The organism is Lactobacillus amylovorus DSM 20531 (assembly GCF_002706375.1).
GTDB classification, from domain to species: Bacteria; Bacillota; Bacilli; order Lactobacillales; family Lactobacillaceae; genus Lactobacillus; species Lactobacillus amylovorus.
In genome coordinates this window covers 786,701-798,875 of sequence record NZ_CP017706.1, presented here as the reverse complement: position 1 = coordinate 798,875, position 12,175 = coordinate 786,701, and the positions used below count along the sequence as shown (strand labels likewise).

Sequence of the window (12,175 nt, the reverse complement as noted above, 5' to 3'; positions counted from 1 at the left end):
GCGACAAGCGCTAGCTCCAAACCGCGCGTCATTTTTTCTCACCTTTATAGACGTAAAAACTTCCTTTACGAGTATGACTTGAGCAAATATATTTATCGGTATAACTGCTTACTTCCTGAGCAAGATTATCTAAATTACTATCTAATACTTTTTTAGCTTTAAAGTTATTAGGAATACATACCCATACTTTCATTGAGTCTTCTGCATAATCAATGTATGTGTACCAAAGAGCGGAATTATAGATTCTTTGATCAAGATTAACTTTTGTTTTTGACGTAAAATCATTGATCGAGTTTTGTTGGCGTAGGAATCGTCTTAATCTGCCAGTATCATTCAACGACTTGCAGTAATTAACAAAACCTCGTCTTCTAGACAATAGATAAACGGAACTGACTGCCAAAATTAGTAGTCCAATACCTATAATTAAAACAATAGTTTGATACTGCATGAACAGATTTAATTGATGAATTAACCAATCTACACAAAAAATGAGCACACTTGCTAATAATTCATAAATTGGAAGAAATAATTTCATTCTTGTCTACCATCCTTTAACTGTAGGTGCCAGAAATGGGGTAATTGCCGGCACATCATTACTATTAATTTTTTGAATAATTCCAGTTGCTACACCAGAAGGTACTACGATGCTTGAAACATCAAAATCTGGAAACAAATATTGACAGCTCTTGGAATTTACAAGCCCCATCAAAATACGTAAGTTACATTGAGATCTTACAGATGTAGGTATCGTTTTTGCATCTAATTCTTGTGAGATTAGTACTAAGTGAACATTACTTTCTCTTGCTAACAAAGTAATTGTTTGCAACAAGCTAAAAAATGAATCAACAATTCGTTTATTTGCACCAGTTGTAAGAGCGCTAAGTTCATCAATAGTGACAACAACAGGTAGAAATTTCTTGTTGACATTAGCATGAGATTGAAGATACTCACTCTGCCTTTGATATACTAACTGCAGTACTTGGCTTAGTTTATCGTTTACTTTTGATAAGAAATCAGACTTTGATACGTCTGGGGATGGATAAATAATTTCTTGATTATTATCACGTGCCCACCAGACTAGATCTTTTGACCCTTTCGGATCAATCGTAATTACTTTTCCCATTCTGGCAGCATTGCTATTGAGCCATTTTGTGAGCATGGTTTTGCCAGAGCCCGATAATCCCATGATCGCTACAGATGTTAATGAATTAATATTTACACAATAATTTTGCATTAACCAGATATTTCCATTTTTAGCATTTAGATCTAAAAATGAATCAGCATCATTTATAACAAGTCTTTTTGAGATACCTCTTTTCCACGGGAAAGCCCACGCTCGGGCTTTATGTAGGTTATCTGTTTCCCAAGGTACTAATAATGGTGATGGTTGTGGAAAGACTGTAAAATAGGGATAGGCATTCGTGCTGATAATCGACGTTAGTCGATTGTACAATTCCAGATTAAGCAATAAGGCTGAAGGACTATAAAATATGAACTTTAAGTCTTTTTCAGTTGCTCTAACATCGAATGACAATGTATAAGATGTTTCACCATCTTTGTTTAAAGCCATGTTGATGGCCTGCTTACAGTGAGCTGCAATTTCATCGAGTGTCGGATTAATCATAATTAAGCCTCCTCAATATCCTCTGCTTTAAACCAAACGTTATTCTCTACTTCACAAGCCTGTAAGTGCTTAAACTTAATCTTTGAATTGAAAGGTGGTAGTTTAACCTTCTTATTAAACTTGACGTAGAAATAATTGTCCGGCATACCACATAAGATGCGATAACCTGTAATTTCATTTGTCGGCTTGTGATTTTCCCACTTTACTCGTGGCTCAAGCTTAGTGCTTAACAAAACAACATCTGTATCTTCAGATACATAAACGCTTGCTACTTCTTCTGAGTAGCCACTAGATCTTCTTGCTTTCATGATGAAAGTCCTTTCTAATTAAAGGCAATTTATTAGTATAATTGAATTAAGATAACTGCCGTAAACTTAATTCTCTTATAGTTTACGGCAGTTAAATGATGTATAGGTTAAATGGTCATTGTTAGAAAATAAAATAAGGTATTTATAATGAAGCTATCTGATAAAGAAAGAAAACATTTGGAAGATATAGTTAAAGCCAATAAATGGTTTACATTCGAGGAAGCAGAAAAAAAAATACGAAAACATTGGAATTCTTTTTACAGTAAAAATGACGACTATCTTTCTACACAAAGACGACAATTACAAAAAATTATTAGATCAGATATAAAAGGAACGTATTTGAAAATAAATAATAGAAAACCTACTACTACAGATGAAGAATGGTTTAAGCAAAATGCTTACAAAGGTTGGTCACGAAATCTTTTCTCTGATAATAAAATTGAAAAATTGCATGTTTTCCCTAAATACGATTATTTATTGAAACTGTCAAATAGTTTGTGTAAATAGATCTTTCTCGTAAATTGATTTTTTAATTTTTTCTTAGTCAAAGTAGGATTCCAATGTATCCTGCACTTGGCCGAAGCCTTTATGGATTCGGTTGAAGTAGCGATCATTGTAGCTTATTGCCTGAATGCCAATGAAAGTATCAAGCGACTGCTCGCTTGGAAACTCTGCTTTGGGCTTTGCCTTGCGTTTAACGACATTGTTAAAGGATTCAATCATGTTGGTGGAATAGATTGAGGGTCTGATCTGTTTGGGATAGTTGTAAAAGACCAATAGATCAGGCTCAATGTCTTTTAGATTCCTAATGACATGATTGTATGCCTTGTTCCATTTGTCATAGAATGCATGAAGAGTTTGTACAGCGGCTGTCTTGTTAGGCTGCCTATGAATCTGCTTGAAATCGTTCATGATTGTCTCACGATCGTCAACACGCACTTTATTGCAAATATTGCGCATGACATGAACCAGGCAGCGCTGAAAATGTGCTTTGGGATAAGTCTTTGCCAGAGCTGTTTTCATGCCGACAACACCGTCAGACAAGAAAAGCTCGACTTGCTTCAAACCCCGCGATCTCATGTTTTGAAGCAAGTCAGTCCAAACTTCGACGTTTTCGCTGGGTGCTATGCAGTAGTCGATTACTTCTTTATGGCCATTGGGCCTGATGCCGATGGCAATATAGACGGCTTCACGCTCAAACGTTTCTCGGCACAGCGGAAGATACGTTGCGTCAAGATAAACGCAAAAGAACCTGTCGCTAAGCTTGCGTTTGTGATAGGCTTCAACCTTTGGAATCATTTGCTTGGAAATATTTGATACCTGAGCCGGACTGTAATGGCTGCCGTACATCTTTTCAATCAGATCGGCTATTTCTCTGGTAGTGACGCCTTTGGCATAAAGCTTGATAATCATGCTTTCCAGGACGTCCGAGTGCTGCTTGTAGTCAGGCAGAGTGTGCTGATGAAATTCGCCGTTTCTGTCTCTGGGAACCTGAATTTCGATCTGGCCAAACTGCGTATCAACCTTGCGATAATAGATGCCGTTTCTGGAATTGCCAGAGTTCCATCCGCTTTTTGCATAAGGATCATAGCCTAAAAAGGCAGTCAATTCAGCTTCAAGCAATTGATTAACTGCAGTTTGAATTTCCTTGCGCAAAAAATCATTAACTTTGTCTTGATTATTGGAGTGCTTGAGCCATATTTTTGGTAAAATCATTCATGAAGGAGTTCTTCTTTCTGTATGTTGTTTTTTTGTTCAATCCAATCATACGAGAAAGGAACTCCTTTTTCTAATGTTTTCAGAAATTAATTTAAGGAATCATTCATCCTTACACAAACTATTTTACAGTCCCTATTTATTTAAAGAAAATGAGCAAAGTATAGTTTTATCGGCATTAGATGATGAGTTTGATGATATTGAGAAAAGTGAGATGAGAGACATCTATGAAAATTTATATGGTACTCCAGGTAAAGGAAAGACTAAATATCTTATGACCGAACCATATTTATTTGCATTGAAGCATGAGATTGAAAGACGAGAATATCCGACTAAAACGTTGTCTCTTCTTCCTCATTCGCCTAAAGAAATCATATCTGAATTTAATCAGTCTAATTTTAGAAATAATATTTTTACGGAAATTGATTCTTTAATTGATGATTTTGCTTTGAAGGTGGCTAATGAAGTTAAAGCACAGCAATTGGCAAGAAATGTTGAACTAGACAGGTATGAAGATATACTAAGTTTTCTTAGAACTTGGAATGATATTTTTCCTCAAGTAATTAATCTTGCCAGTTTAGAAAAAAATAATATGTTTAAACAGTTCCTTGAAGCAAAATCAAAGTTATCAAAGTCATTTTTCTTTGATGTAAAGGAAAATGTTGAAAAAGAGAAATTACATTCTAAATATTCTTTTAATAAGATTGCTAAAATATCTGATAAAGATTTAAAGAAAAAAATAAAAAATTCAATATATTCGTTTGAAAGCTACACTTTATCTAACTTAGAATTATTGATGATCGAAGATAATGTGTTATCAAATCAAGCTTCAAATATTAGACATAATTTTTCACGTTTTTTATATCAATACTTAGAGAAAAATAATGCAGATAATTTGATATTTGATGCTTTACGGAATGCTGGAATAAAAGATATTTAATGCTAAATTATCATCATAAAATTAAGTGAGAAATTTTTATTATGGATATTACAACACAAAAACGAAACGCTAAACAATTTATTCAAAATTGGCAAAACCGAGGGCATGAAAAACAAGATAGCCAATCATTTTGGCTACAGCTTTTACGAGATGTTTTGGGAGTAGAAGAGCCAGAGCAATTCATTAAATTCGAAAAGAAAGTTCAGTTATCACATGAAAGTTTTATTGATGGCTACATTGATCAAACGCATGTGATGATTGAACAAAAGGGTAGTAATAAAGATCTAGATAAACCTATTAGGCAATCTAGCGGAGAGTTGTTAACACCTTTTCAACAAGCGCAAAGATATGCTAATAATTTACCTTATTCTGAGCGCCCACGCTGGATTGTTACTTGTAACTTCATTGAATTCCGTGTGTATGACATGGAGCATCCTAACTCTGAACCAGTTAGAATTGAACTGAAGGATTTAGAAAAGAATTACTATCAACTTGAATTTTTAGTCGATAAAAGTAACGAGCATTTAGAGAAAGAAAAACAAGTTTCATTAAGTGCTGGTGAATTAGTTGGTAAAATCTATGATGAACTTTTAAAGCAATATAAAGACCCTAACAATGAACATTCACAAAAGAGCATTAATCAGCTTTGTGTAAGAATTGTATTTTGTCTATATGCTGAAGATGCTGGGATTTTTGGTAAAAGAAATATGTTCCATGATTATCTTGAGCAATTTGATGCAAGGCAAATGAGACAGGCTTTGATTAAATTGTTTAAGGTACTAGATACCAAAGAAGAAGATAGAGATCCTTACCTAGCTGATGATGATCCTAAATTGGCGGAATTTCCTTATGTTAATGGTGGGATGTTTTCTAATGAAGATATCGAGATTCCATCGTTTACTGATGAATTGCGTAGCTTATTATTAAGTAAAGCTAGTGATGAGTTTGACTGGTCTGACATCAGTCCTACTATTTTTGGCGCTGTATTTGAGTCAACTTTGAACCCTGAAACTAGACGACAGGGAGGGATGCACTATACTTCAGTAGAAAATATTCATAAGGTAATTGATCCTTTATTTTTGAATGATTTTAAGAATGAACTGAATGAGATAAAGAAAACAAAACAATTAGCAACTTTAAAGAAAAAGGCTAGAAAATTTCAAGAGAAGCTTGCTAATTTAACTTTCTTTGATCCTGCTTGTGGTTCTGGTAATTTCTTAACTGAGACATATTTACAATTAAGAAAGTTGGAAAATGAAGCAATAAAATTGATCTATCCTAACCCCTCACTTGATGTTGGTCAGGCTAAAGATATTATTAAAGTTTCTATTCAACAATTCTACGGAATTGAGATTAATGATTTTGCCGTGTCTGTTGCTAAAACGGCTTTATGGATTGCAGAAAGTCAGATGCTTGAAGAAACCAAAGATATCTTTTATGCTGACTGGGATTTCCTGCCATTAAAGACTTATACGCATATTCATGAAGGTAATGCCTTAACAATGGATTGGAATGATGTGATTCCTAATTATGCTTGTCATTATATTATGGGGAATCCTCCATTTATTGGGAAGAAAGAACAAAGTAAAGCTCAAAAACAAGAACTAAAAGATGTATTTAAAGTAGGATCTAAAGATACAAGTATCAGTGTATTAGATTATGTTTGTGGATGGTATAAAAAAGCAAACGAATATATAAAACTTCAAAAGACGCAGGTAGCCTTTGTCTCAACTAATTCTATTTCTCAAGGTGAACAAGTTGCTCCTTTATGGAAACATTTAAATAATATAACCATTAATTTTGCTTGGAGAACTTTTGCATGGGACAGTGAAGCTAAAGATAAGGCACATGTTCATGTCATTATCATTGGTTTTTCTAATGATAATAATGAAAGAAAAGAAAAATTCTTATTTAGTCAAGGAAAGGTTACTAAGGTTAAACATATCAGTCCATATCTTGTTGACTATTTACCTCAAGATTTAGTTATCTCTAAAAGTGCATCAAATATTGATGAAAAAGCGCCAGAGATGCATTATGGAAGTATGCCGATTGACAAGGGATTTTTAATTCTAAGTAAAAAAGATGTAGAAGAAGTAGCTAAAGAAGGAGAACAATTTTTACAATTTGTAAAGCCGTATACTGGTGGACAAGAAATTATCAAAAATAAATATAGATGGTGTTTATGGCTTAATGGGGCTAATCCTTCACAATACAGAAAATCAAAATTTATTGTAGATCGCATTAATAAGACTAAAGAATTCAGAGAGAATAGCGGAAGAACGGCAACACAGAAATTAGCGAATACACCTTATTTATTTGGTGAAATTAGACAACCTAATTCTAAGATGCTGGTATTTCCAAAAGTTTCATCAGAAAAACGTAGGTATATTCCAATTCCATTTATAGATCCTAATATTATTGTTAATGGGAGTAGTCTTATGATAGCTGATGCTACTAATTATCATTTGGGAATTTTAGAATCTAATGTACATATGGCATGGATGAGATTAGTAGCAGGAAGAATGAAAAGTGATTATCAATATTCAAAAGAACTTGTATATACTAATTTCCCATGGCCAACACCAACAGATAAACAAAAGGCAAAAATTGAAAAAACAGCGCAAGCTATTTTAGATGCACGTGCATTGTATCCAGATAGTTCACTTGCTGATCTATATGATCCGTTAACTATGCCAAAGGAATTACTTAAGGCACATCAAGATAATGATCGCGCAGTAATGGAAGCTTATGGCTTACCAGTTAAAGGAACAACTGAAAGTGATGCTGTAGCTTATCTGTTTAAGATGTATGAAAAATTGACCAAAGATAAGGAAAAATAATGATCATATACACTAAATATAAATTTGATGGAGATGTATCTTTTTCAAGGTTTATTGATATTGAAGAAGTGACAGATCATAAATATAGTTGCTTAGGACAAATGACCAGAGTAACTATCAATGATGGTAGGACTTATGAAGGTTTTGCTAATGAACCTTATTTATCTGGTAAAGGTAATTGTGTAACGTTAAAATGGTACGACATAGATTATGAAACATTTCATTTAAGAAGTGGAGATATGACTACAATATTTATTCCATTAAATATCGTTGTTAAAATAGAATCTATTTTGCATAGTAATCCGCGTTGGGGACATCCGCCAATTAATGAATTTGTATTTAGTGGAGATCTGAGATCTCGCTTAATGGAATTACATGATGAATATATTTCTAAAAAAGGTTGAAGATTTTTGGAAACATTGAGGAAGAAGATAAATGAATAAAGAATATGATCCTAATGATTTAAAGGTAAATAAAAATAATTACTTTAATGTTGCGTATAAGATTCTTACATATTTAAAGTATTGTTACGAAAATGGTATCTTTGTAGATCCAGATGTTTTAAGCCCAGATAATATTGGTATTTCAGAGAAGCAATTTATTCTGACGTTACAAATGCTTTTAGAAGATGGATATATTAGAGGCGTATCGTTAAAACCTACACTTCAAGGACCAACTATAATTTGTAATATTCAGAATACATATGCTACAAGCTCTGGATTACAATATTTAGTTGAAAATTCAATGATGACAAAAGCATATAAAGTGTCAAAGGAAGTTAGAGATTGGATCCCTTTATTTAAATAAAAAAACTCCATCCAAGAAGAATGAAGTTTAGTAAGATAATCGGCAAAATGGTCACAATTGGTCACATTGTTTTCCAATCTAAAGAATTTTGTTCCAGTTTCTTCCATATTAATTAGAATCATAATCAAAATTGTATGGAATATGATGGATTAGAATTCACCAGAATAGAAAATTGTTCTAGGTTTACTAACCTGAAATTCTCAAAGCGTTAATCTGTGGATTTTACGTTTATATATCAAAAAAGCATTCCAACCAGGGATGCTTTTTTTTGTGCCTAAAATTATTTCTAAGTTTTGCTAAAGTACAAAGTTAACTAATGATAAAGATGTAAAATTAAACTAACAGTTTTGATTATTCAAAGTAGGTGCAAAATGATCCTGTCACTAAAAAATGTTGGTTATCGCGTAAAAGATAAAGATATCATTTCAAATTTTTCACTGAATATTGCAACAGGGGCTTTTTTAACAATTGTTGGTCCTTCTGGTGGAGGGAAGAGTACGCTGTTAAAGTTATTGGCTAATTTAATTTCACCAACTTCTGGAGAAATTGATTTTAAAGATAAAAATATTAATACATACTCACCAACAAATTATCGGCGCCAAGTATCATATTGTTTTCAACAGCCAAGTCTTTTTGGAGAAACTGTTAAAGACAATTTGGAGTTTCCATTTAAAATTAGAAAGCAAACCCCTGATCAAAGTAAAATGGAGCAGGTACTAGAATCTGTTGACCTAAAGCCAGATTTTTTAAATAAAAATATTACAGAGCTATCAGGTGGGGAAAAGCAAAGGGTAGCTTTGATTCGTAATCTATTGTTTAAACCAGAAGTGCTTTTACTAGATGAAATTACCACGGGTTTGGACAATGATAGTAAAGAAATTGTGCATCGCTTAATTCAGAATGTACATAAAGGCAACACGACTATTATTCAAGTTACTCACGATAATGATGAAATTCATCAAGCTGGTCAAATCATTAAAGTGGCGGAAGGAAAATTAGTAAAATGAAAGATTTAGCTGTTAGCAATTTATCGTTGTTTCTCTCGGTTGCATTAGTTATGGTTTCTGTCGTAATCTCTATGAAAGAGCACTTGGGATTAACCAAGGATGTTTTTTATAGTGTGGCCCGTGCGATTATTCAGTTAACCATTGTAGGTTATATTCTGAAATACATTTTTAAAATCAACAATGTTTGGCTCACGATTGTGATTACCCTGTTGATAATTTTTAATGCATCATGGAATGCCAATAAGAGAGACCCTAATCCTGATAAAAAATTATGGCAATCTTTTGTGGCGCTGCTGATTGGGACTTATATTACGTTGGGCGTGCTAATGCTTTCAAAGACGATTAAATTAGTGCCAATGCAAATCATTCCAATCACAGGCATGATAGCTGGTAATGAAATGGTTGCAATTGGGCTCTGTTATAAAACACTGAATGAAAGTTTTCATGATCAACGCCAACAAATCTTAGAAAAATTGGCATTAGGAGCGGATATCAAAGATTCCAGTATGCCAATTTTACGCAGAAGTATTAAAACTGCGATGCAACCAACAATTGATTCGGCTAAAACTGTAGGTTTAGTTAACTTGCCAGGTATGATGTCAGGATTGATTTTCGCCGGAGTTGATCCTGTATATGCGATCAAATATCAGATTATGGTTACATTCATGCTGCTATCTGCTACAGGGCTGGGAGCAGTGATAGCAGGTTACTTGGCCTATAAAAATTACTTTAATGAGCGTATGCAATTAATTGAAAAATAAAAAAAGAGCAAGTCCATCTAGATTTGCTCTTTTTGCTTGAAATTATAAACTATCTTGAATATTGTCAGCTAAGTAATCGTAAAGCATGCCTTTCTTCAAGTCCTTAGTGTCAATGCCAAGTGCTTCGACGATTGCAAAAGCAAATGCCCAAGCAGTAGCAGGACCACGGCTAGTTACAATCTTGTGCTTATCGTCAGTAACGCTGATTCTTTCTGAAAAATGAGCATTTGGTTGATATTTCAAGCATTCTTGTTCAATACCTGGGTAGCAGGTGAAGTCAGCGTCATCTAACACGCCATAACGTGCGAGGGCACGAGGTGCAGCACACATCGCAGCATCCCATTTACCTTCTTCGTGACGCGTAACCATCAAATCACGCAACTTTTCGTTGTCACGTAAGTTTGCGGAACCGGTCATTCCGCCTGGGAATGCAACTAAATCGTAATCAAGTAAGCTATCATCAACAACTTTGTCACAAGTGATTTCGATGTGGTGGTCGCCATCAACCTTTTTACTGGTTAGGCCAACCATATCACATTGCACATTTAAACGACGAAGTACGTCAACTACGCTTAAGCCTTCAACTTCTTCGCAGCCATCTGCAAAGATTACAGCAACTTTTGTCATTATATAACCTTCCTTTCTTCACTATATTAATTATACTAGTTAATTAATGTCTAAATAAAATGAGAGGTCTGTTAATTTACTCAAATGCAAAGTAGGATGTGGTGAAATAGGAATCTTATCTTTTTTAGGAGCCAACCATAGTGACTTCAAGTTAGCATTTTCTGCACCTTGAATTTCCTCATCTAAGTTGGTACCGATTACTAAAACAGTATCAGGGTCAATTTCGGGATGATCCTTGAGAATTTTGAAAAAGATATTTTTGCTAGGTAATTTGTCTTTAAAATCATCTGCAAAGTAAGTATAATCAAACGAACTAAGCAATTCAGATGGCGTAAGGCGAGGTTCAATTTGAGCTTTAGTTTCTTTAGCAAGCAAAATTAAACGCAAAGAACTAATTTGATCTAGAAAATCAGGCGCACCTTTGACAAGCCTAGTTTGTTCTTTCATTAAGTCGTCAAAAACAGGGCGTGTTTCCTTAATATCCTTATCCAAAAAAGTGGTTAAAGATAAATCGATTTGCTCGTCATCAGATAAAGTTTTAAATTGTTTTTGCAGACTAGTGTACCTTAAGCGTTCGGCTGGTCCCCAATCGAGGCCAAAATGCTTTAAGGCTTGGCGCAAAGCAGTCTTTTCGGCTAGTTTTTGATTTAAAAGACTACCCTCAGGGATGAAAATTAATGTTTCAAATGTTGACATATAGTACCTTCTTTTTGCGTTAATCTCTATAAGAATTATAATGAACTCGATAATTTTTAGAAAGGATTTAAGAATGACAATCTGGACGGCTATTTTCTTATTATTAGGTGGGTTGGCGGTGGTTTATTATCATCCATTGCTTCAATGGCCTCGCTTGCTTCGTATCCAGTATTACTTGCAGTGGGGATTCCGCCAGTTTATGCAAATGTAACTAATGACGCCGCTTTAATTTGGACGAGTATTGGCTCAACCATTTCTTCAATCAAGGAATTAAAGGGACATTGGAAGGAAACATGGTTTTTCACGATTTTTACCGTGCTTGGCTCAATTGTGGGATGCATGTTGCTTCTTTCGTTTCCTTCTAGTGTTTTTGAAAAAGCAGTACCGTTCTTCATCGCATTTTCTGGAATTATGATTCTTGTTTCGGGAAAGCATAATACATTAAATACGGAAAAGCAGCCTACTTGGTTAAGAATTGTTTACTTAGGCACGCTTTTAATCATGGGTGCTTACACTGGTTATTTCGGTGCCGCCGGTGGTGTTATCGTATTGGTAATTTTAACCTACATTACGAATGAGAAGTTTATCGTAATTAATGCAATTAAAAATGTGATTAGTGGCTTTGCTAACTTAGTTGCTTTAATAATCTTTATGTTTACTTCTCACATTTATTGGCTTCAAGCAATTCCACTAGCAATCGGAATGTTCATTGGTGGTTATATTGGGCCAGCTATTTTAAGACGTGTTCCTGAAAAGCCGGTTAGAATTTTTATTGCAACTTTGGCATTCGTTCAGTCAGCCTACTTCTTTTATACAGCATACCTAGGCTAAGTTTGATACAATATTTAT

General features: G+C 34.2%; 12 protein-coding genes and 2 pseudogenes. 8 read left to right on the top strand and 6 right to left on the bottom strand.

The features are described from left to right. Nucleotides 1-28: 28 nt before the first annotated feature. From LA20531_RS04200 to LA20531_RS04190, 3 genes are read right to left on the bottom strand one after another with little or no spacing between them, the layout of a single operon-like run. A complete protein-coding gene (locus tag LA20531_RS04200) occupies nucleotides 29-535 on the bottom strand; it encodes a hypothetical protein (RefSeq protein ID WP_056940684.1) in 507 nt (168 codons plus the stop codon). A 6-nt stretch (nucleotides 536-541) separates the two neighbouring features. After that, the gene (locus LA20531_RS04195) at nucleotides 542-1,624 is read right to left on the bottom strand and encodes a type IV secretory system conjugative DNA transfer family protein (RefSeq protein ID WP_056940683.1); all 1,083 of its coding nucleotides are present in this window, start codon (nucleotides 1,622-1,624) and stop codon (nucleotides 542-544) included. 2 nt (nucleotides 1,625-1,626) lie between these two features. Further along, on the bottom strand, nucleotides 1,627-1,932 hold the full coding sequence (locus LA20531_RS04190; protein ID WP_056940682.1) for a hypothetical protein: 306 nt from the start codon (nucleotides 1,930-1,932) through the stop codon (nucleotides 1,627-1,629). A 147-nt stretch (nucleotides 1,933-2,079) separates the two neighbouring features. Here LA20531_RS04190 and LA20531_RS04185 point away from each other — a divergent pair, with 147 nt between their 5' ends. Next, the gene (locus tag LA20531_RS04185; protein WP_056940681.1) at nucleotides 2,080-2,439 is read left to right on the top strand and encodes a hypothetical protein; all 360 of its coding nucleotides are present in this window, start codon (nucleotides 2,080-2,082) and stop codon (nucleotides 2,437-2,439) included. Between the two features lie 33 nt (nucleotides 2,440-2,472). Here LA20531_RS04185 and LA20531_RS04180 read toward each other — a convergent pair. Then, a pseudogene (locus tag LA20531_RS04180) lies at nucleotides 2,473-3,652 on the bottom strand (IS256 family transposase). A 72-nt stretch (nucleotides 3,653-3,724) separates the two neighbouring features. Between LA20531_RS04180 and LA20531_RS11350 the strand changes: the two are divergent. The 6 genes from LA20531_RS11350 to LA20531_RS04150 all read left to right on the top strand — a co-directional run bounded on the left by LA20531_RS11350 (nucleotide 3,725) and on the right by LA20531_RS04150 (nucleotide 10,003). Continuing rightward, a complete protein-coding gene (locus LA20531_RS11350; protein ID WP_056939988.1) occupies nucleotides 3,725-4,588 on the top strand; it encodes a hypothetical protein in 864 nt (287 codons plus the stop codon). A 41-nt stretch (nucleotides 4,589-4,629) separates the two neighbouring features. After that, nucleotides 4,630-7,428 (top strand): DNA methyltransferase, encoded by a 2,799-nt coding sequence (locus LA20531_RS04170; protein WP_056939987.1) that lies wholly within the window; start codon nucleotides 4,630-4,632, stop codon nucleotides 7,426-7,428. Next, nucleotides 7,428-7,832 carry a hypothetical protein gene (locus LA20531_RS04165; RefSeq protein ID WP_056939986.1) on the top strand — a complete coding sequence of 135 codons (405 nt, stop codon included), beginning with the start codon at nucleotides 7,428-7,430 and terminating at the stop codon, nucleotides 7,830-7,832. Before LA20531_RS04170 ends, LA20531_RS04165 begins: the two co-directional genes overlap by 1 nt. Before the next feature lie 31 nt (nucleotides 7,833-7,863). Then, nucleotides 7,864-8,235, top strand: a complete 372-nt coding sequence (locus LA20531_RS04160) for a YjcQ family protein (RefSeq protein WP_056939985.1) — start codon at nucleotides 7,864-7,866, stop codon at nucleotides 8,233-8,235. Nucleotides 8,236-8,606: 371 nt separating this feature from the next. Next, complete coding sequence (locus tag LA20531_RS04155; RefSeq protein ID WP_056939984.1) at nucleotides 8,607-9,242, top strand: ABC transporter ATP-binding protein; 636 nt, start codon at nucleotides 8,607-8,609, stop codon at nucleotides 9,240-9,242. After that, the gene (locus LA20531_RS04150) at nucleotides 9,239-10,003 is read left to right on the top strand and encodes an ABC transporter permease (protein ID WP_056939983.1); all 765 of its coding nucleotides are present in this window, start codon (nucleotides 9,239-9,241) and stop codon (nucleotides 10,001-10,003) included. Before LA20531_RS04155 ends, LA20531_RS04150 begins: the two co-directional genes overlap by 4 nt. Before the next feature lie 42 nt (nucleotides 10,004-10,045). Here LA20531_RS04150 and LA20531_RS04145 read toward each other — a convergent pair whose 3' ends face one another. Both LA20531_RS04145 and LA20531_RS04140 read right to left on the bottom strand, forming a co-directional pair. Next, nucleotides 10,046-10,630, bottom strand: a complete 585-nt coding sequence (locus LA20531_RS04145) for a DJ-1 family glyoxalase III (RefSeq protein ID WP_056939982.1) — start codon at nucleotides 10,628-10,630, stop codon at nucleotides 10,046-10,048. 39 nt (nucleotides 10,631-10,669) lie between these two features. Further along, a complete protein-coding gene (locus tag LA20531_RS04140; protein ID WP_056939981.1) occupies nucleotides 10,670-11,326 on the bottom strand; it encodes an HAD family hydrolase in 657 nt (218 codons plus the stop codon). A gap of 73 nt (nucleotides 11,327-11,399) precedes the next feature. Here LA20531_RS04140 and LA20531_RS04135 point away from each other — a divergent pair. Continuing rightward, nucleotides 11,400-12,157: pseudogene (locus LA20531_RS04135) on the top strand (sulfite exporter TauE/SafE family protein). Nucleotides 12,158-12,175 lie beyond the last annotated feature (18 nt).

Excerpts from the sequence above, each read along its gene's own strand:
- LA20531_RS04155 (WP_056939984.1), top strand. The coding sequence starts at position 8,607 with ATGATCCTGTCACTAAAAAATGTTGGTTATCGCGTAAAAGATAAAGAT.
- LA20531_RS11350 (WP_056939988.1), top strand. The coding sequence starts at position 3,725 with ATGTTTTCAGAAATTAATTTAAGGAATCATTCATCCTTACACAAACTA.
- LA20531_RS04200 (WP_056940684.1), bottom strand. The coding sequence starts at position 535 with ATGAAATTATTTCTTCCAATTTATGAATTATTAGCAAGTGTGCTCATT.
- LA20531_RS04165 (WP_056939986.1), top strand. The coding sequence starts at position 7,428 with ATGATCATATACACTAAATATAAATTTGATGGAGATGTATCTTTTTCA.
- LA20531_RS04170 (WP_056939987.1), top strand. The coding sequence starts at position 4,630 with ATGGATATTACAACACAAAAACGAAACGCTAAACAATTTATTCAAAAT.
- LA20531_RS04190 (WP_056940682.1), bottom strand. The coding sequence starts at position 1,932 with ATGAAAGCAAGAAGATCTAGTGGCTACTCAGAAGAAGTAGCAAGCGTT.
- LA20531_RS04195 (WP_056940683.1), bottom strand. The coding sequence starts at position 1,624 with ATGATTAATCCGACACTCGATGAAATTGCAGCTCACTGTAAGCAGGCC.
- LA20531_RS04140 (WP_056939981.1), bottom strand. The coding sequence starts at position 11,326 with ATGTCAACATTTGAAACATTAATTTTCATCCCTGAGGGTAGTCTTTTA.
- LA20531_RS04150 (WP_056939983.1), top strand. The coding sequence starts at position 9,239 with ATGAAAGATTTAGCTGTTAGCAATTTATCGTTGTTTCTCTCGGTTGCA.
- LA20531_RS04185 (WP_056940681.1), top strand. The coding sequence starts at position 2,080 with ATGAAGCTATCTGATAAAGAAAGAAAACATTTGGAAGATATAGTTAAA.
- LA20531_RS04145 (WP_056939982.1), bottom strand. The coding sequence starts at position 10,630 with ATGACAAAAGTTGCTGTAATCTTTGCAGATGGCTGCGAAGAAGTTGAA.
- LA20531_RS04160 (WP_056939985.1), top strand. The coding sequence starts at position 7,864 with ATGAATAAAGAATATGATCCTAATGATTTAAAGGTAAATAAAAATAAT.